Raw genomic sequence first — 23,783 nt, 5'->3', positions numbered from 1 at the left:
ATAGGGCTGCGCAGCAGCCCCGGCAATTTGTGCACCTGCGCGGAAATCCTGGGGCTGCTGCGCAGCCCTATCGCGACACAAGGCCGCTCCTACAGGGATCGCGCAAGTTTTGGGATATCGAACATGGCGCTGGTTTGATCAGCCAGGCGACCGATCCCGGCGCATCTGGGTAACCAGGGTAAAGCGATCATCCGGGTGCACCGTCTCGGACACCGCCATCAGGTCGCCGTTTTCCTCGCGGTAATGGCGAATGATCTTCAGCCCCGGCGCGCCTGCCTCGGCCTTCAGCACCCGGGCCATTTCCGCGCTCAGCAACACTGCCCGCACCTGCTGGTCGACCACCGCGATCGCCCGGCCATAGTGCTGCTCGATCAGCCCCGCAATCAGCTGGTCGGGGTGTTCGCGGGCCAACTCGATGACCTCGGCATAGTCGCGCTGCGCGTACACATCGGTCCAGCACAGCGGCGCGGCGTTGTGCACGCGGTCGACACGGATGCTCGACACGCAGAAGTAGTGCTCGCCCGGAACCAGCCCCAGCCGCGCCGCCTCGCTCAGGTCGGCGACGAAGTGGCGCACGTCCTGGATTTCCCGTTGCTGGGTTTCCGCCAGGTGCGCCAGGTCCGCCACGCTGGCCAGTGACTGCGAGTAGCCACCGCGCGGGCTGCTGGCCTCCACCCGGGTGCCCACGCGCTTGCGCCGCGATACCAGCCCTTGGTTGAGCAACTGGTTGATCGCCGCGCGCACAGTGTGTCGGCTCACATCGTACAGGTCGCACAGCTCGAACTCGGTCGGCAGCAGGCTGCCCACAGGGTAGCGGCCACTGGCGATGCCTTCCATCAAGTCCTTTGCCACGGTGGTATAGCGCGTCGGGTTCATACCTTTGGTCTGTCTCGCGAATTTGTAACAGCGGCGGGGCGCAATGCGGCCCCGGAAATCAAGCCTGTGCGGACAGGCTCATATGCAGCAAGGGGAATGGCCGGCCTTCGCCATCCAGCGGTGAACGGCCGGTCTGGATGAAACCATAGTGCCGGTAGAACCCAACCGCCTGCGGGTTCTGCTCGTTGACATCGACGCTCATCACGCTGTGCTTCTGGCGGCCGAAGTCCAGCAGCGCGCGGCCTATGCCCTTGCCATGGCGCTCGGGGGCGACGAAGAGCATTTCCACGTGGTTGCCATTGAAGCCGATGAAGCCCAGCGGGCGGTCTTCGGTGTCAACCGCGACCCAGAGCTCGACGGCCAGGAGGTACACGTCGCGCAATTGCGGCAGCAGCGCGTCGATGTCGGACGCTTGCAGAAAGTGGTGCGTGGCGCGCACGGCGCGCAGCCAGATATCGAGCAGTTGCGGGTGGTCTGCAGCGATGCTTTGGCGAATGATCATGGAGTCATGCCTGGGGAGGCCGGGAGGAAAAAAGGGTACCCGGATTGTGTGGGGCGGGGCAATGGACGGTGGGGCAGGGCATCAGCTGATGTGTTGCCCGGGCCGGCCCTTTCGCGGGTAAACCCGCTCCCACAAGTACGGCACTGCCCTCGAGCCCGGCGCCGTACCTGTGGGAGCGGGTTTACCCGCGAACATGGGCGAAGCCCGTGCCATCGATGGGCTCGACTGCAATCCACACCGATAGTTAGAAGCCTGCCTCCAGGCCCAGCAGGTCTTGCACCGTCTGCCTGCGGCGAATCATCCGTAGCGCTCCATCCTCGATCAGGAACTCCGGCAGCAACGGCCGGCTGTTGTAGTTCGACGACATCGACGCGCCATAGGCCCCGGCGTCGTGGATCACCAGCAGGTCACCCACCTGCGCCTGGGGCAGGTCGTGCGGGGTCAGTTCCTGGTCATCCTGGGTAAACACATCACCCGACTCGCACAGCGGCCCGGCCACCACGGTCGGCTGCCGTGGGCGGTCAACCGGCTGGCCGTCGGCGTCGAGCAGGGTCATGCGGTGGTAGGCCCCGTACATCGCCGGACGCATCAGGTCGTTGAAACCGGCGTCGATCATGACGAAGGTGTTGCGGCCCACCTGCTTCACGGCGCGTACCTCGGCCACCAGGTAGCCCGATTCCGCCACCAGGAAGCGCCCTGGCTCGATCTCCATGCGCACGGGGTGGCCCAGCATCGCTTCGATCTCCTTGCGGGCCACGGCCCAGGTCCGGGCGTAGCGTTGCAGGTCGACCGGTGTGTCGCTGCTGCGGTACGGGGTGGAAAGGCCGCCGCCAATGGAGAACGCCTCGATGTCCACGCCCAGGCGGCCGATCAGCTCGATCATCGAGCGCGCCACTTGCTCCAGATGCTGGTAGTCCACCCCCGAGCCGATGTGCATGTGCACCCCTACCAGGTGCAGGCCATGGGTTTTCACGCAGGCCAGCGCTTCACCCAGCTCTTCGTGCCAGATGCCGTGCTTGCTGTTCTCACCGCCGGTGTTGGTCTTGCGGCTGTGGCCATGGCCGAAGCCGGGGTTGATGCGGATCCACACGCGGTGGCCGGGCGAGCGTTCACCCAGTTGGCGCAGCATGTCGATGGAACCGGCGTTGACTTCGATCTTCGAGGCCACCACCCGCTCCAGGGTCGGCCGGTCCAGCGCGTCGCAGGTCAGCACCACGCCGGCAGGGTCGCCATCCACGCTGGCGCCCGCGGCAAAGGCCCGTTCCATTTCGCCCAGCGACACTGCGTCCAGCACCAGGCCGTGGGCGCGCATCAGGCGCAGCACATGCAGGTTGGGGTTGGCCTTCTGGGCGAAGCGCACGGTGTCGAACACCTTCAGCTGTTCGACACGCTCGGCGATGGTGCCGGCGTCGTAGGCCCACAGCGGCGAGCCGTGCTGGCGGACAGCCTCGGCCAGAAGAGTGAAGGGTGCAGTCATGGCGGCGCTACTCATATAAGGAAGGCCACGAGGATGAGCCAAAGCAGGAATTCAGAAAAATAGCTATTTTTCTGTCAGCCATTCATATCTGATATGACCATTGCCGACTTGCCAGGTGTTGCCCGTGAAACTGTCCGTCCGCCATATCGAAGTGTTCCGCGCTATCATGGCCGCTGGCAGCGTCACCGGTGCGGCGCGCCTGCTGTTTACCTCGCAGCCCACCGTCAGCCGTGAGCTGGCGCGGCTGGAGCAGGTAACCGGGCTGAACCTGTTCGAGCGCGAAGGTGGCCGCCTGGTGGCGACGGCCCAGGCGCTGCTGTTGATCGAGGAGGTTGAACGGGCCTACGTAGGGCTGGAGCGCATCGACCGCTTTGCCCAGGCCATCCGCAATTTCGAGCAGGGCCGGCTGGCCATTACCTGCCTGCCGCTGTTTTCCCAGACCTTGCTGCCCAAGGCTTGCCAGCGTTTTCACCAGCAGCACCGGGGCGTGAGCGTGAGTATCCTGGCGCAGGAATCGCCGTTGCTGGAGGAGTCGCTGGTTGCCCAGCAGCATGACCTGGGCCTGACCGAGGTAGAACAGATACCGCGTGGCGCCTACGGCGAATTGCTGTTCAGCGCCAACATGGTGTGCGTGCTGCCCGACGGGCACCCGTTGCAGGCCAGGGCCGAGCTGGAGCTGAGCGATTTCCACGAGGTCGACTTCATCAACCTGGCCAGCCTGGACACCTACCGGCAGCGCCTGGACCAGCACTTTCGCGCGGCAGGGGTGAATCGCCGCACGGTCATCGAGACCACCAGTGCGGCCTCGGTGTGCGCCATGGTCAGGCAGGGCCTGGGGGTGGCGATCATCAACCCGCTGAGCGGGCTGGAGGCGGCGCAGGGCGGGTTGCCGATTCGGCGGTTGCGGGTGTCGGTGCCGTACCAGGTGATGCTGATCAGGCCGGACCACCGGCCGGCGTCGGCGGCGGTGGAGCCGTTTTGCCAGGCGTTGCGGCAACAGGCCCAAGAGATGCAAGCGGCACTGATCTGAAGCCTGGCGCGGCCTTTGTAGGAGCGGCCTTGTGTCGCGATGGGCCGCAAAGCGGCCCCAGAATCTCGGCGTCACGGCATACATTGCTGGGGCCGCGTTGCGGCCCATCGCGACACAAGGCCGCTCCTACAGGGATCGCGCAAGCGTTTGGATTGCTGTATGGCTCAGAGTTCGCAGACAAAGGTGCCGGTCCCGGCCAGGATGTTCTCCAGGGTTTCCTTCACTTCATCCATGTCACTCAACTCGCTGGTCAGGTTGATCTCCAGCACTTCATCCCCCTTCAGCGCATCCCGGTCGCCGGCCGCTACTTCGATCAGCAGGCGCTTGGGGCTCAGGGTCACTTTCAGGCCATCCAGCGTCGACGGCTCGTCATCCAGGGTCAGGTCGACGGTGTCTTCGTCCGGGTAGCGGGTCAGCAGGAACATCTGACCCTTGTCGCTGTGGCAGCACAGGGTCGCCATGTTGTCTTCCTCGTCATCGCAAGGGGTGGCGAACAGCAGGGCAGTATTGATTTGCATGGACAAGGCTCGGATCAAAGGAAACGGAAGGGAATTCTGACAGTCTTGCCGACAGGCATAAACGTAAAGTTACCCCCCCTTGACCGAAATTGTCGCAGCGCTGCAAGCCTTGATGACCGATCAGTCGTTAAGCTTCGGCGAGCCCTGGGCGTGCCTGCGCACGTTCAACGCCTGGTTTTACCGTCCGCCTTGCCACGGGTTGGCTATCGTTGATCCGTACACGGCGCACGCAGCGACGCTTCAATTATTACAAAGCCCAAGCGGAGTACCACAGATGGCGTTCTTCACCGCAGCCAGCAAAGCCGACTTCCAGCATCAACTGCAAGCGGCCCTGGCGCAGCACATCAGCGAACAGTCCCTGCCACAAGTCGCGCTGTTCGCCGAGCAGTTCTTCGGCATCATCTCTCTGGACGAACTCACCCAACGCAGGCTTTCCGACCTGGCCGGCTGCACCCTGTCAGCCTGGCGCATCATCGAGCGTTTCGACCCCGAATACCCGCAAGTACGGGTGTACAACCCCGATTACGAACGCAATGGCTGGCAATCGACCCACAGCGTGGTCGAAGTGTTGCACCACGACCTGCCGTTCCTGGTCGACTCGGTACGCACCGAGCTCAACCGCCGCGGCTACAGCATCCACACCTTGCAGACCACCGTGCTCAGCGTGCGCCGCGGCGCCAAGGGCGAGCTGCTTGAACTGCTGCCCAAGGGTACCCAGGGCGAGGGCGTACGCCATGAGTCGCTGATGTACCTGGAGATCGACCGTTGCGCCAACGCCGCCGAGCTGACGGTCCTGGCCCGCGAGATCGAGCAGGTGCTGGCCGAGGTGCGGGTGGTGGTTGCCGACTTTGAACCGATGAAGGCCAAGCTGCGTGAAGTGGTGGCGGAGGTGGAGCAGACCGCCTTTGGCCCGGCGCAGCACGAAAAGGGCGAGGTGAAGGCTTTTCTCGAGTGGCTGCTGGACAACCACTTCACCTTCCTGGGCTATGAAGAATTCACCGTCAAGGGCGACGCCGATGGCGGCCAGATGGTCTACGACGAGCAGTCGTTCCTCGGCCTGCCGCGCCGCCTGCGCGTGGGCCTGACGAGCGACGAGCTGCGCATCGAAGACTATGCCGTGGCCTACCTCAACGAACCGTTGCTGCTGTCGTTCGCCAAGGCCGCGCTGCCAAGCCGCGTACACCGCCCGGCCTACCCGGACTACGTGTCGATCCGCCAGCTGGACGCCGATGGCAAGGTGATCAAGGAACACCGCTTCATGGGCCTGTACACCTCGTCGGTGTACGGTGAAAGCGTGCATGCCATCCCTTATATCCGCCAGAAGGTCACCGAAGTCGAGCGCCGCTCGGGCTTCGATCCCAAGGCCCACCTGGGCAAGGAACTGGCCCAGGTGCTGGAAGTGCTGCCGCGCGACGACCTGTTCCAGACCCCGGTCGACGAGCTGTTCAGCACCGTCATGTCGATCGTGCAGATCCAGGAGCGCAACAAGATCCGCGTGTTCCTGCGCAAGGACCCGTACGGCCGCTTCTGCTACTGCCTGGCCTATGTACCGCGGGAAATCTACTCCACCGAAGTGCGGCAGAAGATCCAGCAGGTGCTGATGGAACGCCTGAAGGCCAGCGACTGCGAGTTCTGGACCTTCTTCTCCGAGTCGGTGCTTGCCCGTGTGCAGCTGATTCTGCGGGTAGACCCGAAAAACCGCATCGACATCGACCCGCAGCAGCTGGAACGCGAAGTGATCCAGGCCTGCCGCTCGTGGCATGACGACTACTCGGCGCTGGTGATCGAGAACTTCGGCGAAGCCCAGGGCACCAACATCCTCGCCGACTTCCCCAAAGGTTTCCCGGCTGGCTACCGCGAGCGCTTCGCCGCGCACTCGGCGGTGGTCGACCTGCAGCACGTGCTGAACCTGTCGGAAAGCAAGCCGCTGGCGATGAGCTTCTACCAGCCGCTGACCCAGGTCGGCGAGCGCACCCTGCACTGCAAGCTGTACCACGCCGACACGCCGCTGGCGCTGTCCGACGTGCTGCCGATCCTGGAGAACCTTGGCCTGCGCGTGCTCGGCGAGTTCCCGTACCGCCTGCGCCATGCCAGTGGCCGCGGCTACTGGATCCACGACTTCGCCTTCACCTACAGCGAAGGCCTGAGCCTGGACATCCAGCAGCTCAACGACACCCTGCAGGACGCCTTCATCCACATCGTGCGCGGCGATGCCGAGAACGACGCCTTCAACCGCCTGGTGCTGACCGCCGGCCTGCCATGGCGCGACGTGGCGCTGCTGCGCGCCTACGCCCGTTACCTGAAGCAGATTCGCCTGGGCTTCGACCTGGGCTACATCGCCAGCACCCTGAACAACCACACCGACATCGCCCGCGAGCTGACCCGGTTGTTCAAGACCCGCTTCTACCTGGCGCGCAAGCTCACCCAGGAAGACCTGGATGACAAGCAACTGCGCCTGGAACAAGCCATCCTGACCGCGCTGGACGACGTGCAGGTGCTCAACGAAGACCGCATCCTGCGTCGCTATCTGGACCTGATCAAGGCCACCCTGCGCACCAACTTCTACCAGCCGGACGCCAACGGCCACAACAAGTCGTACTTCAGCTTCAAGTTCAACCCCAAGCTGATCCCCGAACTGCCTAAACCAGTGCCCAAGTTCGAGATCTTCGTCTACTCGTCACGGGTCGAGGGCGTGCACCTGCGCTTTGGCAACGTCGCCCGCGGCGGCCTGCGCTGGTCCGACCGTGAGGAAGACTTCCGCACCGAGGTGCTGGGCCTGGTGAAAGCCCAGCAGGTGAAGAACTCGGTCATCGTGCCGGTCGGTGCCAAGGGCGGCTTCCTGCCGCGCCGCCTGCCGCTGGGCGGCAGCCGTGACGAGATCGCCGCCGAAGGCGTGGCGTGCTACCGCATCTTCATTTCCGGCCTGCTCGACATCACCGACAACCTCAAGGACGGTGGCGTGGTACCGCCGGCCAACGTGGTGCGCCATGACGATGACGACCCGTACCTGGTGGTGGCGGCCGACAAGGGCACCGCGACCTTCTCGGACATCGCCAACGGCATCGCCATCGACTACGGCTTCTGGCTGGGCGACGCCTTCGCCTCGGGCGGCTCGGCCGGTTACGACCACAAGAAGATGGGCATTACCGCGCGCGGCGCCTGGGTGGGCGTGCAGCGCCACTTCCGCGAGCGCGGCATCAATGTGCAGGAAGACCCGATCACCGTCATTGGCGTCGGCGACATGGCCGGCGACGTGTTCGGCAACGGCCTGCTGATGTCCGACAAGCTGCAACTGGTGGCGGCGTTCAACCACCTGCACATCTTCATCGACCCGAACCCGGAGCCAGCCGCAAGCTTTGCCGAACGCAAGCGCCTGTTCGACCTGCCGCGCTCGGCCTGGAGCGACTACGACACCAGCATCATGTCCGAAGGCGGCGGGATCTTCCCGCGCAGTGCCAAGAGCATCGCCATCAGCCCGCAGATGAAAGAGCGCTTCGCCATCGAAGCCGACCGCCTGACCCCGACCGAGCTGCTCAATGCGCTGCTCAAGGCACCGGTAGACCTGCTGTGGAACGGTGGCATCGGTACCTACGTCAAGGCCAGCACCGAGAGCCACGCCGACGTCGGTGACAAGGCCAACGACGCGCTGCGGGTCAATGGCAACGAACTGCGCTGCAAGGTGGTGGGCGAGGGCGGCAACCTGGGCATGACCCAGCTTGGCCGCGTCGAGTTCGGCCTGCATGGCGGCGCCACCAACACCGACTTCATCGACAACGCCGGCGGCGTGGACTGCTCCGACCACGAGGTCAACATCAAGATCCTGCTCAACGAAGTGGTGCAGGGTGGCGACATGACCGAGAAGCAGCGCAACCAGCTGCTGGGCAGCATGACCGACGAAGTGGCCGGCCTGGTGCTGGGCAACAACTACAAGCAGACCCAGGCGTTGTCGCTGGCGGCCCGCCGCGCCCGCGAGCGGATTGCCGAGTACAAACGCCTGATGGCCGACCTGGAGGCCCGAGGCAAGCTGGACCGCGCCATCGAGTTCCTGCCGTCCGAAGAGCAGCTGGCCGAGCGCCTGGCCGCCGGCCAGGGCCTGACCCGCGCCGAGCTGTCGGTGCTGATCTCGTACAGCAAGATCGACCTCAAGGAACAGCTGCTCAAGTCGCTGGTGCCGGACGACGACTACCTGACCCGCGACATGGAAACCGCCTTCCCGCCGTCGCTGGTCAGCAAATTTGCCGAGTCCATGCGCCGCCACCGCCTGAAGCGCGAAATCGTCAGCACCCAGATCGCCAACGACCTGGTCAACAACATGGGCATCACCTTCGTCCAGCGCCTGAAGGAGTCGACCGGCATGAGCCCGGCCAACGTGGCCGGGGCCTATGTGATCGTGCGCGACATCTTCCATCTGCCGCACTGGTTCCGCCAGATCGAGGCACTGGACTACCAGGTGCCGGCGGAAATCCAGCTGACCCTGATGGACGAGCTGATGCGCCTGGGCCGCCGTGCCACCCGCTGGTTCCTGCGCAGCCGCCGCAACGAGCAGGACGCCGGGCGCGACACCGCGCACTTCGGGCCGAAGATCGCGCAACTGGGGCTCAAGCTCGACGAGTTGCTCGAAGGCCCGACCCGCGAGCGCTGGATGGTGCGCTACCAGGGCTTCGTCGAGGCCGGTGTGCCGGAGTTGCTGGCGCGCATGGTGGCTGGCACTACCCACCTGTACACCCTGTTGCCGATCATCGAGGCTTCGGATGTTACCGGCCATGACCCGGCGCAGGTGGCCAAGGCGTTCTTCGCCGTGGGCAGCGCGCTGGACCTGACCTGGTACCTGCAGGAAATCAGCAACCTGCCGGTGGAGAACAACTGGCAGGCGCTGGCCCGCGAGGCGTTCCGCGACGACATCGACCTGCAGCAGCGGGCGATCACCATCTCGGTACTGCAGATGGCCGATGCACCGGAAGACATGGACGCCCGCGTGGCGCTGTGGGCCGAGCAGCACCGGGTGATGGTGGAGCGCTGGCGCGCCATGCTGGATGACCTGCGCAATGCCACCGGTACCGACTATGCGATGTACGCGGTGGCCAACCGCGAGCTGGTCGACCTGGCCATGAGCGGGCAGGCGGCGGTGGTGCCGTCCTGAGCCATGAGCTGAAATGAAAAGCCCCGGCAGTGATGCCGGGGCTTTTTTATTCCTGTGCTGGCCCTTTCGCGGGTGAACCCGCTCCCACAGGAGCATCACAAGGCTTGAGGGCAGTGAGGTCCCCGTGGGAGCGGGTTTACCCGCGAAGAGGCCGGTACAGGCTTACTTGAACCTGCGCTCCACCCCTTTCTCGACCAGAATCTTCGCCGAAATCTCTTCCACCGAAAAATGCGTGGAATTGATGTTGGGAATGTTCTCCCGGCGGAACAGGCTTTCCACCTCGCGCACTTCGAACTCGCACTGGGCAAAGCTGGAGTAGCGGCTGTTGGGCTTGCGCTCGTGGCGGATGGCAGTGAGGCGGTCGGGGTCGATGGTCAGGCCGAACAGCTTGTTGTGGTGCTTTTTCAGCACCGCCGGCAGCTGCAGGCGCTCCATGTCGTCCTCGGTCAGCGGGTAGTTGGCGGCGCGGATGCCGAACTGCATGGCCATGTACAGGCAGGTGGGGGTCTTGCCGCAGCGCGATACGCCTACCAGGATCAGGTCGGCCTTGTCGTAGTAATGGGTGCGCGCGCCATCGTCGTTGTCCAGGGCGAAATTCACCGCCTCGATGCGTTCCATGTAGTTGGAGTTGCCGCCAATGGAGTGCGACTTGCCGACGGAATACGACGAATGGGCAGTCAATTCTTGTTCAAGCGGGGACAAAAACGAAGAAAAGATGTCGATCATGAAGCCATTCGAGGTAGCCAGGATCTCACGGATGTCCTGATTGACGATGGTGTCGAAGATGATCGGGCGTACACCATCGCGCTCGGCCGCGGCGTTGATCTGCTGGACCATGGTCCGCGCCTTTTCCGGCGAATCGATGTAGGGACGGGTGAATTTATTGAACGGAATGCTCTCGAATTGAGCGAGCAGACTCTGGCCCAGGGTTTCGGCAGTGATGCCGGTGCCGTCGGAGATGAAGAACGCGGTTCGTTTCATTTGCGATCTGGGCCTTAAGCTGATGACGTTTCTTGGATATGATAAGTTCGGTTTGCCGAATGCGGCTGTCGGCATTCTCACTTATTTTCCAGGTACAGGCCACAAGCGTCCGGCCAAGTCAACGAAGGCAGGCGGGCGCCCTTGAGCTTTTCCAATACAGTTAGTGGAGAGATCACCTTGGTAGAGTACGTAGTTTCCCTCGATAAGCTCGGCGTCCATGATGTGGAGCATGTGGGGGGCAAGAACGCATCCCTGGGCGAGATGATCAGCAACCTCGCAGGTGCTGGTGTATCGGTGCCGGGCGGCTTTGCCACTACGGCGCAGGCGTACCGCGATTTTCTCGAACAGAGTGGTCTCAACGACCGTATCCACGCCGCGCTCGACGCACTCGACGTGGATGACATCAACGCCCTGACCAAGACCGGCGCGCAGATTCGCCAGTGGGTCATGGAAGCCGACTTCCCGGCCCGCCTGGATTCGGAAATCCGTACGGCCTTCGCCGAAATGGCTGCCGGCAACGACAACATGGCAGTTGCCGTGCGCTCCTCGGCCACCGCCGAAGACCTGCCGGACGCCTCGTTCGCCGGTCAGCAGGAAACCTTCCTCAACATCCGCGGCGTCGACAACGTGATCCGCGCGGCCAAGGAAGTGTTCGCCTCGCTGTTCAACGACCGTGCCATCGCCTACCGCGTGCACCAGGGCTTCGACCACAAGCTGGTAGCCCTGTCCGCCGGCGTGCAGCGCATGGTCCGCTCCGAAACCGGCACCGCCGGCGTCATGTTCACCCTCGACACCGAGTCGGGCTTCCGCGACGTGGTGTTCATCACCGGCGCCTACGGCCTGGGCGAAACCGTGGTGCAGGGTGCGGTCAACCCTGACGAATTCTACGTGCACAAACAAACCCTGGAGGCCGGCCGCCCGGCCATCCTGCGCCGCAACCTGGGCAGCAAGGCGATCAAGATGGTCTACGGCGAAGAAGCCAAGGCCGGCCGTTCGGTCAAGACCGTCGAAGTGGACCGCGCCGAGCGCGCGCGCTTCTGCCTGACCGATGCCGAGGTCAGCGAACTGGCCAAGCAGGCCATGATCATCGAGAAGCACTACCAGCGCCCGATGGACATCGAATGGGCCAAGGACGGTGACGACGGCAAGCTGTACATCGTCCAGGCGCGCCCCGAGACGGTGAAGAGCCGCTCCAGCGCCAACGTCATGGAACGCTACCTGCTCAAAGAGAAGGGCACCGTTCTGGTCGAAGGCCGCGCCATTGGCCAGCGCATCGGCGCCGGCAAGGTCCGCGTGATCAACGACGTATCGGAAATGGACAAGGTCCAGCCGGGCGACGTGCTGGTCTCCGACATGACCGACCCGGACTGGGAACCGGTGATGAAGCGCGCCAGCGCCATCGTCACCAACCGTGGCGGGCGTACCTGCCACGCGGCGATCATCGCCCGTGAGCTGGGCATTCCGGCCGTGGTCGGTTGCGGCAACGCCACCCAGGTGCTGAAAGACGGCCAGGGTGTGACCGTATCCTGTGCCGAAGGCGATACCGGCTTCATCTTCGAGGGCGAGCTGGGCTTCGACGTCAAGCAGAACTCGGTCGACGCCATGCCTGACCTGCCGTTCAAGATCATGATGAACGTCGGCAACCCGGACCGTGCCTTCGATTTCGCCCAGCTGCCCAACGCCGGTGTCGGCCTGGCGCGCCTGGAGTTCATCATCAACCGCATGATCGGCGTGCACCCCAAGGCACTGCTGAACTACGCAGGCCTGCCGGCCGACCTGAAGGACAGCGTCGACAAGCGCATCGCTGGCTACAACGACCCGGTCGGCTTCTATGTCGAGAAGCTGGTCGAAGGCATCAGCACCCTGGCTGCGGCCTTCTACCCGAAAAAGGTCATCGTGCGCCTGTCGGACTTCAAGTCCAACGAGTATGCCAACCTGATCGGCGGCAAGCTGTACGAGCCGGAAGAAGAAAACCCGATGCTGGGCTTCCGTGGTGCTTCGCGTTACATCAGCGAATCGTTCCGTGACTGCTTCGAGCTCGAGTGCCGTGCGCTCAAGCGCGTGCGCAACGAGATGGGCCTGACCAACGTCGAGATCATGGTGCCGTTCGTACGCACCCTGGGTGAAGCCAGCCAGGTCGTCGACCTGCTTGCCGAAAACGGCCTGGCCCGCGGCGAAAACGGCCTGCGCGTGATCATGATGTGCGAACTGCCGTCCAACGCCATCCTCGCCGAAGAGTTCCTGGAATACTTCGACGGCTTCTCGATCGGCTCCAACGACCTGACCCAGCTGACCCTGGGCCTGGACCGTGACTCGGGCATCATCGCCCACCTGTTCGACGAGCGTAACCCTGCGGTGAAGAAGCTGCTGGCCAACGCCATTGCCGCGTGCAACAAGGCTGGCAAGTACATCGGCATCTGCGGCCAGGGCCCGTCGGACCACCCGGACCTGGCCAAGTGGCTGATGGAACAAGGCATCGACAGCGTGTCGCTGAACCCGGACTCGGTACTCGAAACCTGGTTCTACCTGGCCGAAGGGCAGGGCGCGGTCTGATGCAGTAAAACGCGGGGGTACGTCTGGCGTACCCCCGCCTGGTTTTTTCCAGGGCGAGCTCCAGCAATGGATCCCGCCCTTTTTTGTGCACCAAGCAACCTTATGCAAAGCAGCAGCACTCTATTCCCCGTGGCCCTGCTCAGTGCCGAACGCCGCGGCGACCTCAGCGAAGACGTGTACCGGATCAAGGCCGGCAACAGCCCTGACCCCAGCGTCGAGCTGGCTGTCACCCGCCTGGGGCTGGCCGATCAGGGCCAGGCCCAGGGCGTGCCGGTCATTCTCCTGCATGGCAGCTTCTCCAACCGCCGCTTCTGGTACTCGCCCAAAGGAGTTGGCCTGGGGGCCTATCTCGCCCGCGCCGGCTTCGATGTGTGGATCCCGGAAATGCGCGGCCACGGCCTGTCGCCGCGTAACCATGACTGGAAGCACAACAGCGTTGCCGCCTATGCCCGCGATGACCTGCCGCTGATTGCCGCGTTCGTGCGCGAGCAATCGGGCCAGGCGCCGCACTGGGTCGGCCATTCCCTGGGTGGGACGACCCTGGCGGCAGCGCTGGGCGGTGGTTTTCTGCCTGCCGAGCAGGTGGCCAGCGTTGCGCTGTTCGGTACCCAGATCAGCCGCGTGTACTGGCCGTTGAAGGTGCCGCCGCTGGCCTGGGGGGCGAAGCTGCTGCTCAAGCGCTGGGGGCAGATTTCCGGGCCGCGTTTCAAGCGTGGGCCGGAGGATGAGCCGATCGGCCTGGCCCTGGAGAGCATGCGCTGGCATGGCCTGTTCGGGCGCTTTGGCGACAAACAGAGCGACTGGTGGGCGGGGCTGGCCAAGGTGGATGTGCCGCTGCTGGCCGTGGCTGGTGCGGGGGACTTCCAGGACCCGGTGTGGGCCTGCCGCAAGCTGTTCGAGCAATTGGGCGGTGAGCGCAAGCAGTTTCTGCGACTGGGGCTCGAGGAAGGCTTCGAGGCTTTCGGGCATGTCGACATGCTGGTGAGCAAGGCCGCGCAGGTGCAGGTGTGGCCGCTGGTGGAGCGTTGGCTGCGGGATCCGCTGGTGCCGGTGCATGAATCCACGGTGGTGGCGGAGCCTGTGCCTGTCGGTTGATGGGTTGCGCCTGTGCTGGCCCTTTCGCGGGCACGCCCGCTCCCACAGGGACCTCACAGCATTCAGCCCCTGTGTGGTCCCTGTGGGAGCGGGCGTGCCCGCGAAAGGGCCGGTACAGGCAAAACACAACTGACTGCTTGGTCCCGGATGACTGCAATGGGCTCTACGGTGTAGCCTTGGCCGATACCCGCTTTCGTTGTGACTGACAGGAGCTTCCCATGCAGCATTACGTTACGCCCGACCTGTGTGATGCCTACCCGGACCTGGTGCAGGTGCTGGAACCGATGTTCAGCAATTTCGGCGGCCGCGATTCGTTCGGCGGCCAGATCGTCACCATCAAGTGCTTCGAAGACAACTCGCTGGTCAAGGAGCAGGTCGAACTCGATGGCAAGGGCAAGGTCCTGGTCGTCGATGGTGGTGGCTCGCTGCGCCGCGCACTGCTCGGCGACATGCTCGCCGAGAAGGCTGCCAAGAACGGTTGGGAAGGCCTGGTCATCTACGGCTGCGTGCGTGACGTCGACGTGCTGATCCAGACCGACGTCGGCGTGCAGGCCCTGGCCAGTCACCCGATGAAGACCGACAAGCGCGGCATCGGCGACCTCAACGTGGCAGTGACCTTCGCCGGGGTGACCTTCCGCCCGGGCGAGTACGTGTATGCCGACAACAACGGCGTGCTGGTCTCGCCAAGCCCGCTGAAAATGCCGGAGTAATGCGCCGCCCGCGCTGATGGAGCTTTGATGTTCGAGGAAGACAACGCGCAGTGGGGGCTGGTACACGCCCTGGTGCTCGATGGCAAAGGCGGCGCGCGCTCGATTGCCCGTACCGAGCTGGACGACCTGCAGCTGCAACCCGAGCAGAGCCTGTGGCTGCACTGGGACCGCAGCCATCCGCAAACCCGCACCTGGCTGCTGCACGACAGCGGCCTGAGCGCATTCGCCTGCGAGCTGCTGCTGGAAGAAAACACCCGGCCGCGCCTGCTGCCCATGGCCGATGAACAGTTGTTGCTGTTCCTGCGTGGGGTCAACCTCAACCCGGGTGCAGAGCCTGAAGACATGGTCTCGGTGCGCATCTTCGCCGAGGCGCAGCGGGTTATCTCGCTGCGCCTGCGGCCGTTGCGCGCCAGTGACGAGATTCTTCAGCAGCTCGAAGAGGGCAGGGGCCCGAAATCGGCGTCGGAGCTGTTGCTGCTGATGGGCGAACTGCTGACCGAAAAGGTCCAGGGCCTGGTCAGCGACTTGTCCGAACTGGTCGACCTGGAAGAAGAAAAGGTCGAATCCGACGAACGGTACACTCCAGAGAATGGCTGCCTGCAGCAGATTCGCCGGCGTGCCGCCGGTCTGCGGCGTTTCCTGGCTCCGCAGCGAGAGATCTACGCCCAGCTGTCGCGTAGCAAATGGAGCTGGTTCGTCGATGCCGACGCCGATTACTGGAACGAGCTGAACAACAGCCTTATCCGCTACCTCGAAGAGCTGGAACTGACCCGCGAGCGGGCCGCCCTGGTGCTGGAAAGCCAGGATCGCCGGCGCAGCGAGCGCATGAACCGCACCATGTACCGCTTCGGCATCATCACCTGCATCTTCCTGCCCATGAGCTTCATCACCGGGCTGCTGGGCATCAATGTCGGCGGCATCCCGGGGGCGGAAAACCCCTATGGCTTCCTGTTTGCCTGCATCGTCGTGCTGGGGCTGGCGGTGGGGCAGTGGTGGCTGTTCCGGCGGTTGCGGTGGGTATAGATGCTCATTGACCTGCTCTGGCCTCTTCGCGGGCACGCCCGCTCCCACAGGGATCCCACAGTACCTGAAGGCTGTGGTGTCCCTGTGGGAGCGGGCGTGCCCGCGAAGAAGCCGACGCGCATTCATTTTGAAACACTCGTCCCAATGCGATGTGTGACCCATCGACCGGCCATCTCGTCTCTGACTGACACTGCGCGAGGTGCCCATGCACGATCCGTTTGAAGAATCCCTGCGCGACCTGCTCAAGGCGTCACCCTCCGGCAATGACCGGGACGACCGGGACGACGCCGCTTGCCTGGGTCGCGTGCTGAAAACCGCCAACCGCCAGGTTGGCGCGGGCGATCTGTTCAGCCTGCTTGGCCGCTGGAGCCAGGCGCTGCTGATCGCCATGAACAATGGCGCGGCGCATGTTGCGCCGGTGCGTCGACACTCTTCCCGCAACGCTGCCAACGGCAGCAAAGCAGATAAGGCCGATTGAATATGGAACTCGATCTCTGGACCCAGAGCCTGGTCACCGCCATGACTGCCCTTTGGACCAAGGTAGCGAACTTTATCCCCAACCTGTTCGGCGCGCTGGTCGTGGTGCTGCTCGGTTTCGTGGTGGCCAAGCTGCTCGACACGCTGCTGTCCAAACTGCTGGCCAAGTTCGGCCTGGACCGCCTGATGGCCGGCACCGGCCTGACCAAGATGCTCGGCCGGGTCGGCATCCAGGTACCCATCTCCACCCTGATCGGAAAGATCGTCTACTGGTTCGTGTTGCTCATCTTCCTGGTCTCGGCCGCCGAGTCGCTGGGCCTGGAGCGGGTCTCGGCAACCCTCGACATGCTTGCCCTGTACCTGCCGAAGGTGTTCGGCGCAGCCCTGGTGCTGCTGGCTGGCGTGCTGCTGGCCCAGGTGGCAAACGGCCTGGTACGCGGCGCAGCCGAAGGCATCGGCCTGGAATACTCGGCAGGCCTGGGGCGTATCACCCAGGGCCTGGTGATCATCATCAGCATCTCGGTGGCCATCAGCCAGCTGGAGGTGAAAACCGACCTGCTGAACCATGTGATCGTGATCGGGCTGATTACCGTTGGTCTGGCCGTTGCGTTGGCAATGGGCCTGGGCAGCCGCGAAATCGCCGGGCAGATCCTGGCCGGCATCTACGTGCGCGAGCTGTACCAGGTAGGCCAGCAGGTGCGGATTGGCGAGGTCGAAGGGCATATCGAGGAGATCGGTACGGTCAAGACGACGCTGCTGACCGATGATGGTGAACTGGTATCGCTGTCCAATCGTGAGCTGCTTGAACAGCGAGTCAATAGCCGCTAACCGCACAAAGCTGTTAATGTATGCCGCCGCGAAAATCGACCCACGGGGTCGCGCGGCGACATTGACCTGACTGTCGGCCAGATCCGTTTTGAATAAAGTTCATTCGCCGCCCATGCGTTATGACCCCCGCGAGCTCACCGACGAAGAGTTGGTGGCGCGTTCGCATGAGGAGCTGTACCACGTTACCCGCGCCTATGAAGAGCTCATGCGGCGCTACCAACGGACCCTGTTCAACGTCTGTGCGCGTTATCTGGGGAACGACCGTGACGCGGACGATGTCTGTCAGGAAGTCATGTTGAAAGTGCTGTACGGGCTGAAGAACTTCGAGGGTAAGTCCAAGTTCAAGACCTGGCTCTACAGCATCACCTACAACGAATGCATTACCCAGTACCGCAAGGAGCGCCGTAAACGTCGGTTGATGGATGCCTTGAGTCTGGACCCTGTTGAAGAGGCGTCCGAAGACAAGGCTCCGAAGCCGGAAGAAAAAGGCGGGCTGGACAAGTGGCTGGTGCATGTGAACCCGATTGACCGGGAAATCCTGGTGCTGCGTTTTGTCGCAGAGCTGGAATTTCAGGAAATTGCCGACATCATGCACATGGGCCTGAGCGCGACAAAAATGCGCTACAAGCGCGCGCTAGACAAGCTTCGGGAGAAATTTGCCGGCCTCGATGAAACTTAGTGGCGTGCAAATATCTCTAACGAACCGGCGAGTTCTGCTAGACTTGCCGTCGAGTTGTCCCCCTTGTTTGTGGTGGGACTGCTTAACTATCACCAGATGGGGATTTAACGGATGAAATTGAAAAACACCTTGGGCTTGGCCATTGGCTCGCTCGTCGCTGCTACTTCGTTCGGCGTTCTGGCTCAAGGCCAAGGCGCTGTGGAAATCGAAGGCAACGTTACCAAGCAGTACTACGACAGCGAACGTAACTTCAAGAACGACGGCACCAATCCTGGTGTTCGCCTGGGCTACTTCCTGACCGACGACGTTTCCCTGGACCTCGGCTACAACGAGACCCACAACGCTCGTGGTGAAGTCTTCAACAAAGACATCAAAGGTTCCAAGGCCAAGCTCGACGCTACCTACCACTTCGGTACCGTGGGCGACGCTCTGCGTCCGTACGTTTCCGCCGGTTTCGCTCACGAGAGCCTGGGCCAGGCCACTCGTAGCGGCCGCGACCACTCCACCTTCGCCAACGTTGGCGCTGGCGCCAAGTGGTACATCACCGACATGTTCTTCGCCCGTGCTGGCGTAGAAGCCATGTACAACATCGACAACGGCAACACCGAGTGGGGCCCGACCGTTGGTGTTGGTCTGAACTTCGGCGGTAGCCCGAAGCAAGCTGAAGTCGCTCCGGCTCCAGTTGCCGAAGTGTGCTCCGACTCCGACAACGACGGCGTTTGCGACAACGTCGACAAGTGCCCAGACACCCCAGCCAACGTTACCGTTGACGCTGATGGCTGCCCGGCTGTTGCCGAAGTCGTTCGCGTTGAGCTGGACGTCAAGTTCGACTTCGACAAGTCGGTCGTCAAGCCAAACAGCTACGGCGACATCAAGAACCTGGCTGACTTCATGAAGCAGTACCCACAGACCACCACCACCGTGGAAGGTCACACTGACTCCGTCGGCCCAGACGCTTACAACCAGAAGCTGTCCGAGCGTCGTGCCAACGCTGTCAAGCAGGTCCTGACCCAGCAGTACGGCGTGGAATCCAGCCGTGTTGACTCGGTTGGCTACGGCGAAACCCGTCCGGTTGCCGACAACGCCACCGAAGAAGGCCGCGCTGTCAACCGTCGCGTTGAAGCTCAGGTAGAAGCCCAGGCCAAGTAATTGGTTTGAAGCTTCATGAAAAACCCGGCCTCGGCCGGGTTTTTCTTTGCCTGGGATTTATTCGGTCTCAAAGCCTGCACAATGCCTGTAGGAGCAGCCTTGCGCTGCGAAGAGGCCATTACAGCAACAGAATACCATTGCCCGTACCGGCCTCTTCGCAGCGCAAGGCTGCTCCTACAGGGATGGCGTTCAGCCCGCGGCTGCGATCAGCCCCAGGGCCTGCTGTTCCCCAACCACCTCCCCAATCACCAAAATCGCTGGGCTACGCAAGCCAAACCCCCGCGCATCCTCGACCATCCCCCGCACATCGCTCCTGCACTCCCGCTGCTGCGGCAACGAGGCATTTTCGATCATCGCCACCGGCGTCGCCGGTGCCATGCCCCCGTCCAGCAACCCTTGGCGCACCTGCTCCAGCCTGGCCACGCCCATGTACACCACCAGCGTCGTCCCACCCTGGGCCAAGGCCGCCCAGTTCAGTTCGCTGTCGTCCTGGGTATGTGCCGTGACCAGCGTCACGCCCCGGCTCACACCCCGTGACGTCAGGGAAATCCCGCATTGCGTGGCGCCAGCCAGGCCGGCGGTGATGCCGTTGACCACTTCCACCTCGATGCCATGCCCCTGCAGCCACAGCGCCTCTTCACCACCACGGCCGAAGATGCACGGGTCGCCGCCCTTGAGCCGGACCACGCAGCGCCCTTGCCGCGCATGGCGCAGCATCAGGCGCTGGATGAACGCCTGCGGCGTGGAGCGGCAGCCGCCGCGCTTGCCCACGGCAATCACCCGGGCCTGTGGGCAATGCTCCAGCACCGCCGGGTTGACCAGGTCGTCGATCATCACCACAGCGGCTTGCTGCAATGCGCGTACAGCCTTGAGGGTGAGCAGTTCGGGGTCGCCAGGACCAGCACCAACCAGCCAGACTTTCGCATTCATCAGGGTTTCCTCATCGGCAAGGTGCGTTCAGCCCTTGAGCAGGGTGAGCAGCAATATCAGGTTGAACAGCAAGGACAGCAGGGCCAGGGTGCGCCAGACCTTCAACGGTTCGCGCTCCAGCAACGGCCGTGGCCGGCTGGGCAGTTCCTGGCGGTCGCCACGTTCGAGCAGCAGCAACCAGTGTTCGGCGGTTTCGAAGCGCTGCGCCGGGTCCGCTGCCAGTGCCTGCTGCAGGTTGTGCTGCAGCCATTCCGGCAGGTCGGGGCGGTAGCGCGCGGCGTTGACCGGTTGGCCGAAGCGCGGGCGCTGGAAGGCCTCCACTTCGCCGTAGGGGTAATGCCCGGTCAGCAGGTGATACAGCGTCACGCCCACGGCATACAGGTCCTGGCGTGGGCTGGGCGGCTGGCCGTCGAACGCTTCCGGGGCAATATATGACGGCGTGCCCGGCAACTCGTGCAGCGGGTCTTCGGACAGCCCCGGGCAGTAGGCCAGGCCGAAGTCCAGCAGGCGCAGCTGGCCATCGCTGCCCAGGTGCAGGTTCTCTGGCTTGATGTCGCGGTGCAGCAGGTTGCGCCGGTGCAGTACGCCGACCGCCTGCAGCAGCTGCCGGGCCAGCTCCAGCCACTGCGGCATGGGTATCGGGCCGTGCTCGGCCAGCAGCGCTGCCAGGCTCTGGCCGGGGTATTCGCGCATCACGTAGTACAGGCGCTGTCGCTGGCTGGCGGTGTGCAGCTCGGGGAAGTGCCGGCCAGCGACCCGGCGCAGGAACCATTCTTCCAGTAACAGCCCTTGCGCCGCGCCGGGCTCCTGTTCGCGTGCGGGGGGCAGGGTCTTCAGCAGCCAGGCTTGGCCCTGGGCATCGCGTACCCGGTACAGCAGCGACTGGCGGCTTTGCGAAAGCAGCTTTTCGGCTTGCCAGCCATCGATTACCTGGCCTTCACGCAGCGGGCCGGGCACTGGCCATTGCTGCAGTTGCGCCAAGGTGTCGCCCAGGTTGGCCGTGCCCAGTTGCTCGACCTGCACCAGCAAGGCACTGGCGTTGTCCTGGCTGCCGTTCAGGTGCGCGCTGGCGACCAGGGTGTCGACGGCCAGTTGCAGGTCGGGTTGCTCGCGCAGTACCGCCTGGATGTGCTGGTCGCCCAGGCTGGCCCATACGCCATCGCTCAACAGCAGGAAGCTCTCGCCCGGCTGCAGCTCACCTTCCAGATAATCCACCAGCAGGTGCTGGTCCAGGCCCAGCGCGCGTTTAAGCACATGCTGCATGCCTGGCTGGTCCCATACATGGTCTTCGCTCAGGCATTGCAGGCGCCCAGCGTGCCAGCGGTACACGCGGCAGTCACCCACGTGGGCCAGGGTAAAGCGCCGGCCACGCAGCACCAGCGCGCTGAGGGTGGTCAGCAGTGGCTGGCCACTGCCTTGGGCACGCAACCAGCGGTTCTGCGCCAGCAACAGGCGGTCGAGGGCCTGGGCCACGCTCCAGGTCGCGGGGGTGGCGTAGTAGTCCAGGGCCAGCGCCTGCAGGCTGGCACGGGCTGCCAGGCCGCCATCGGCACATTGGCTGACGCCGTCGGCGAGGGCGAACAGGTAGCCTTTGCTGGCGGCCAGCTCCGGCGCCGGGGTAACCAGGCGCAGGGCATCCTGGTTTTCCTCGCGCGGCCCGGTGGCGCTGGCCTGGGCAAAGTTCAGTTGCAGGCTCATGGCTGTGCCTCAGACCCGTGCCGCGGTAACCGCAGCCGAGCCCCAGGTGGTGCGCCAGCGCTGTTTCACGCCGTGCAGGCCGAACCAGGCCAGCAAGCCCAGGCTGGCGAACAGCCACAGCCCCAGCTGGTAGTCACCGGTGTGCTGCTTGATGGTGCCAAGCCCGGCGGCCAGCAGGAAGCCACCGATGCCGCCGGCCATGCCGATCAGCCCGGTCATCACGCCGATCTCCTGGCGGAAACGCTGCGGTACCAGCTGGAACACCGCGCCATTGCCGGCGCCCAGGCCGAGCATGGCACTGACGAACAGCGCCAGTGCGGCGGCGGCGCTAGGCAGGTTGAAGCCGACTGCAGCGATGCAGATAGCCGCCACGCTGTACATGCCCAGCAGGGTGCGGATGCCGCCGAAGCGGTCGGCCAGAGCGCCGCCGAGCGGGCGCATCAGGCTGCCGGCGAACACGCAGGCAGCGGTGTAGTAGCCAGCGGTGACCGGGCTCAGGCCATACTGGTCGCTGAAATAGCCGGGCAGGGCACTGGCCAGGCCGATGAAGCCGCCGAAGGTGACGCTGTAGAAGAACATGAACCACCAGCTGTCACGGTCGCCCAGGGCCTTGAGGTAGTCGGCCATGGCTTTTGGCTTGGGCCGCTGCGGAGCATTGCGTGCCAGCAGGGCGAACACCAACAGGGCCAGCGACAGCGGGACCAGCGCGAAGCCGAACACATTGTTCCAGCCAAAGCCCGCAGCCAGCGCCGGGGCCAGCAGGGCGGCGAACACCGTGCCGGAGTTGCCGGCACCGGCAATGCCCATGGCTTTGCCTTGGTGCTGTGGCGGGTACCACTGCGAGGCCAGCGGCAGTGACACGGCGAACGAAGCGCCGGCAAAGCCGAGGAACACGCCCAGCAGCAGCGCTTGTTCATAGCTGTGCACGCCCAGGTTCCAGGCAGCGGCGAGGGCGACGATGACCACCACCTGGCCGATCAGCCCGGCGGTCTTGGGCGACAGGCGGTCGACCAGCACGCCCATGGCAAAGCGCAGGATCGCCCCGGCCAGGATCGGCGTGGCCACCATCAGGCCCCGTTGTTGTGCACTCAGCTGCAGATCGGCAGCAATCTGCACCGCCAGTGGGCCAAGCAGGTACCAGACCATGAAGCTGAGGTCGAAGTACAGGAACGCGGCGAACAGCGTGGGCACATGCCCGGATTTCCAGAAGCTGGTACTCATCGAACACCTCACTCGGCAATGCAACGGAACGAAAAAGACGCCGCTACCCGCTCCACGTGGGTGGAGGGGAGAGCGACGTCTTTGTCGGGATCAAGTGGGCAACCGCCGTTGGCTACCGGTGATATTTGTTCAGCAAGAGATGGGCCAACTCGGACCGTGGGTTGACTCGGGTTATGTGGGAGCGGCCTTGTGTCGCGAAAGGGCTGCGCAGCAGCCCCGGCAATGTCTGCGGCGAAGCTGGAAATTCGGGGGCCGCTACGCGCCCCTTTCGCGACACAAGGCCGCTCCCACATGGATCGCGTGAGGTTTTGAACGAAGCGTCAGCCCAGCATCTCGTGCATGGCAATGATCTGCTCGGCCACCTGGATCAGCTTCTGCTGCCGGCTCATGGCCTGGCGGCGCATCAGGGTGTAGGCCTGTTCTTCGTTGCAGTCCTTCATCTTCATCAGCAAACCCTTGGCCTGCTCGATGCGCTTGCGCTCGGCCAGTTGCTGGTCGCGCGCAAGCAGCTGCGCCTTCAGCGCCTGGTCGCTTTCGAAGCGGGCCATGGCCACGTCCAGGATCGGTTGCAGCCGCGCGGCCTGGATGCCTTCGACGATGTAGGCGCTGACCCCTGCCTGGATCGCCTGGCGCATTACCCCAGGGTCGTGCTCGTCGGTGAACAGCACGATTGGCCGCGGCTGGTCACGACTGACCAGGACCACCTGTTCCATCACATCGCGGTCCGGTGAGTCGGTATCGATCAGCACCACGTCCGGGCGCACCGTTTCGACGCAGGCGGGCAGGTCGATGGTCAGGTCCGGGGCTTCGATGACCTCGAAGCCGGCCTCGCTCAAGGCCGCCTTGAGGCGGCCGAGTTTGCTCTGGGTGTCGTCGATCAGCAGGATGCGCAACAT

At 64.0% G+C, this 23,783-nt stretch carries 19 protein-coding genes; 10 read left to right on the top strand and 9 right to left on the bottom strand.

Features of this window, described 5'->3' with window-relative positions:
- Positions 1–138: 138 nt before the first annotated feature.
- From ACGLHT_RS21750 to lysA, 3 genes are all read right to left on the bottom strand, one after another.
- Entirely contained in the window at positions 139–876 is a 738-nt protein-coding gene (locus tag ACGLHT_RS21750) for a GntR family transcriptional regulator (protein WP_137163320.1), read from the bottom strand.
- A gap of 58 nt (positions 877–934) precedes the next feature.
- Complete coding sequence (locus ACGLHT_RS21745) at positions 935–1,378, bottom strand: acetyltransferase (protein WP_137163321.1); 444 nt, start codon at positions 1,376–1,378, stop codon at positions 935–937.
- A 244-nt stretch (positions 1,379–1,622) separates the two neighbouring features.
- Positions 1,623–2,855 (bottom strand): diaminopimelate decarboxylase, encoded by a 1,233-nt coding sequence (gene lysA, locus ACGLHT_RS21740; RefSeq protein WP_274120139.1) that lies wholly within the window; start codon positions 2,853–2,855, stop codon positions 1,623–1,625.
- Between the two features lie 124 nt (positions 2,856–2,979).
- Here lysA and ACGLHT_RS21735 point away from each other — a divergent pair, with 124 nt between their 5' ends.
- Positions 2,980–3,885: a LysR family transcriptional regulator gene (locus tag ACGLHT_RS21735; protein WP_025338281.1), complete on the top strand. Its 906-nt coding sequence runs from the start codon at positions 2,980–2,982 to the stop codon at positions 3,883–3,885.
- 164 nt (positions 3,886–4,049) lie between these two features.
- Here the strand turns inward: ACGLHT_RS21735 and ACGLHT_RS21730 are convergent, their stop codons facing one another.
- On the bottom strand, positions 4,050–4,403 hold the full coding sequence (locus tag ACGLHT_RS21730; RefSeq protein ID WP_137163323.1) for a hypothetical protein: 354 nt from the start codon (positions 4,401–4,403) through the stop codon (positions 4,050–4,052).
- Positions 4,404–4,677: 274 nt separating this feature from the next.
- On the opposite strand from ACGLHT_RS21730, the gene ACGLHT_RS21725 reads away from it, so the two are divergent.
- Positions 4,678–9,543: an NAD-glutamate dehydrogenase gene (locus ACGLHT_RS21725; protein WP_274120140.1), complete on the top strand. Its 4,866-nt coding sequence runs from the start codon at positions 4,678–4,680 to the stop codon at positions 9,541–9,543.
- Positions 9,544–9,705: 162 nt separating this feature from the next.
- On the opposite strand, the gene ACGLHT_RS21720 is transcribed toward ACGLHT_RS21725, so the two are convergent.
- Positions 9,706–10,524, bottom strand: coding sequence for a pyruvate, water dikinase regulatory protein (locus tag ACGLHT_RS21720; RefSeq protein WP_009684026.1), 819 nt, complete (start codon positions 10,522–10,524; stop codon positions 9,706–9,708).
- Positions 10,525–10,701: 177 nt separating this feature from the next.
- Between ACGLHT_RS21720 and ppsA the strand changes: the two genes are divergently transcribed.
- The 8 genes from ppsA (at position 10,702) to ACGLHT_RS21680 (ending at position 19,038) form a co-directional block, all read left to right on the top strand.
- Positions 10,702–13,077, top strand: a complete 2,376-nt coding sequence (ppsA, locus tag ACGLHT_RS21715) for a phosphoenolpyruvate synthase (RefSeq protein ID WP_075044190.1) — start codon at positions 10,702–10,704, stop codon at positions 13,075–13,077.
- A gap of 102 nt (positions 13,078–13,179) precedes the next feature.
- Complete coding sequence (locus ACGLHT_RS21710; protein WP_249352816.1) at positions 13,180–14,172, top strand: alpha/beta fold hydrolase; 993 nt, start codon at positions 13,180–13,182, stop codon at positions 14,170–14,172.
- 218 nt (positions 14,173–14,390) lie between these two features.
- On the top strand, positions 14,391–14,882 hold the full coding sequence (gene rraA, locus ACGLHT_RS21705; RefSeq protein ID WP_021785500.1) for a ribonuclease E activity regulator RraA: 492 nt from the start codon (positions 14,391–14,393) through the stop codon (positions 14,880–14,882).
- 27 nt (positions 14,883–14,909) lie between these two features.
- A complete protein-coding gene (locus ACGLHT_RS21700) occupies positions 14,910–15,905 on the top strand; it encodes a zinc transporter ZntB (RefSeq protein WP_063913854.1) in 996 nt (331 codons plus the stop codon).
- Positions 15,906–16,110: 205 nt separating this feature from the next.
- Positions 16,111–16,383, top strand: coding sequence for a CrfX protein (locus ACGLHT_RS21695; protein ID WP_274120141.1), 273 nt, complete (start codon positions 16,111–16,113; stop codon positions 16,381–16,383).
- 2 nt (positions 16,384–16,385) lie between these two features.
- A complete protein-coding gene (locus ACGLHT_RS21690) occupies positions 16,386–17,210 on the top strand; it encodes a mechanosensitive ion channel domain-containing protein (protein ID WP_004376138.1) in 825 nt (274 codons plus the stop codon).
- Positions 17,211–17,322: 112 nt separating this feature from the next.
- On the top strand, positions 17,323–17,889 hold the full coding sequence (sigX, locus tag ACGLHT_RS21685; protein WP_003248665.1) for an RNA polymerase sigma factor SigX: 567 nt from the start codon (positions 17,323–17,325) through the stop codon (positions 17,887–17,889).
- A gap of 111 nt (positions 17,890–18,000) precedes the next feature.
- The gene (locus ACGLHT_RS21680) at positions 18,001–19,038 is read left to right on the top strand and encodes an OmpA family protein (protein WP_004376136.1); all 1,038 of its coding nucleotides are present in this window, start codon (positions 18,001–18,003) and stop codon (positions 19,036–19,038) included.
- Positions 19,039–19,227: 189 nt separating this feature from the next.
- On the opposite strand, the gene cobA is transcribed toward ACGLHT_RS21680, so the two are convergent.
- From cobA to ACGLHT_RS21660, 4 genes are all read right to left on the bottom strand, one after another.
- Positions 19,228–19,968: a uroporphyrinogen-III C-methyltransferase gene (gene cobA, locus ACGLHT_RS21675; RefSeq protein WP_274120142.1), complete on the bottom strand. Its 741-nt coding sequence runs from the start codon at positions 19,966–19,968 to the stop codon at positions 19,228–19,230.
- 27 nt (positions 19,969–19,995) lie between these two features.
- The gene (locus ACGLHT_RS21670; RefSeq protein ID WP_274120143.1) at positions 19,996–21,666 is read right to left on the bottom strand and encodes a bifunctional protein-serine/threonine kinase/phosphatase; all 1,671 of its coding nucleotides are present in this window, start codon (positions 21,664–21,666) and stop codon (positions 19,996–19,998) included.
- Positions 21,667–21,675: 9 nt separating this feature from the next.
- Complete coding sequence (locus tag ACGLHT_RS21665) at positions 21,676–22,887, bottom strand: NarK/NasA family nitrate transporter (RefSeq protein WP_274120144.1); 1,212 nt, start codon at positions 22,885–22,887, stop codon at positions 21,676–21,678.
- 320 nt (positions 22,888–23,207) lie between these two features.
- The gene (locus tag ACGLHT_RS21660) at positions 23,208–23,783 is read right to left on the bottom strand and encodes an ANTAR domain-containing response regulator (protein ID WP_274120145.1); all 576 of its coding nucleotides are present in this window, start codon (positions 23,781–23,783) and stop codon (positions 23,208–23,210) included.

The sequence above is a fragment of the Pseudomonas sp. PsB genome (genome assembly GCF_043658375.1).
GTDB classification, from domain to species: domain Bacteria; phylum Pseudomonadota; class Gammaproteobacteria; order Pseudomonadales; family Pseudomonadaceae; genus Aquipseudomonas; species Aquipseudomonas putida_Z.
The sequence above is the reverse complement of the archived record's forward strand: the minus strand, read 5'-3'. Positions and strand labels throughout refer to the sequence as shown.

Excerpts from the sequence above, each read along its gene's own strand:
- ACGLHT_RS21750 (WP_137163320.1), bottom strand. The coding sequence starts at position 876 with ATGAACCCGACGCGCTATACCACCGTGGCAAAGGACTTGATGGAAGGC.
- ACGLHT_RS21745 (WP_137163321.1), bottom strand. The coding sequence starts at position 1,378 with ATGATCATTCGCCAAAGCATCGCTGCAGACCACCCGCAACTGCTCGAT.
- lysA (WP_274120139.1), bottom strand. The coding sequence starts at position 2,855 with ATGACTGCACCCTTCACTCTTCTGGCCGAGGCTGTCCGCCAGCACGGC.
- ACGLHT_RS21730 (WP_137163323.1), bottom strand. The coding sequence starts at position 4,403 with ATGCAAATCAATACTGCCCTGCTGTTCGCCACCCCTTGCGATGACGAG.
- ACGLHT_RS21725 (WP_274120140.1), top strand. The coding sequence starts at position 4,678 with ATGGCGTTCTTCACCGCAGCCAGCAAAGCCGACTTCCAGCATCAACTG.
- ACGLHT_RS21720 (WP_009684026.1), bottom strand. The coding sequence starts at position 10,524 with ATGAAACGAACCGCGTTCTTCATCTCCGACGGCACCGGCATCACTGCC.
- ACGLHT_RS21710 (WP_249352816.1), top strand. The coding sequence starts at position 13,180 with ATGCAAAGCAGCAGCACTCTATTCCCCGTGGCCCTGCTCAGTGCCGAA.
- rraA (WP_021785500.1), top strand. The coding sequence starts at position 14,391 with ATGCAGCATTACGTTACGCCCGACCTGTGTGATGCCTACCCGGACCTG.
- ACGLHT_RS21700 (WP_063913854.1), top strand. The coding sequence starts at position 14,910 with ATGTTCGAGGAAGACAACGCGCAGTGGGGGCTGGTACACGCCCTGGTG.
- ACGLHT_RS21695 (WP_274120141.1), top strand. The coding sequence starts at position 16,111 with ATGCACGATCCGTTTGAAGAATCCCTGCGCGACCTGCTCAAGGCGTCA.
- ACGLHT_RS21690 (WP_004376138.1), top strand. The coding sequence starts at position 16,386 with ATGGAACTCGATCTCTGGACCCAGAGCCTGGTCACCGCCATGACTGCC.
- sigX (WP_003248665.1), top strand. The coding sequence starts at position 17,323 with ATGCGTTATGACCCCCGCGAGCTCACCGACGAAGAGTTGGTGGCGCGT.
- ACGLHT_RS21680 (WP_004376136.1), top strand. The coding sequence starts at position 18,001 with ATGAAATTGAAAAACACCTTGGGCTTGGCCATTGGCTCGCTCGTCGCT.
- cobA (WP_274120142.1), bottom strand. The coding sequence starts at position 19,968 with ATGAATGCGAAAGTCTGGCTGGTTGGTGCTGGTCCTGGCGACCCCGAA.
- ACGLHT_RS21670 (WP_274120143.1), bottom strand. The coding sequence starts at position 21,666 with ATGAGCCTGCAACTGAACTTTGCCCAGGCCAGCGCCACCGGGCCGCGC.
- ACGLHT_RS21665 (WP_274120144.1), bottom strand. The coding sequence starts at position 22,887 with ATGAGTACCAGCTTCTGGAAATCCGGGCATGTGCCCACGCTGTTCGCC.
- ACGLHT_RS21660 (WP_274120145.1), bottom strand. The coding sequence starts at position 23,783 with ATGTTGCGCATCCTGCTGATCGACGACACCCAGAGCAAACTCGGCCGC.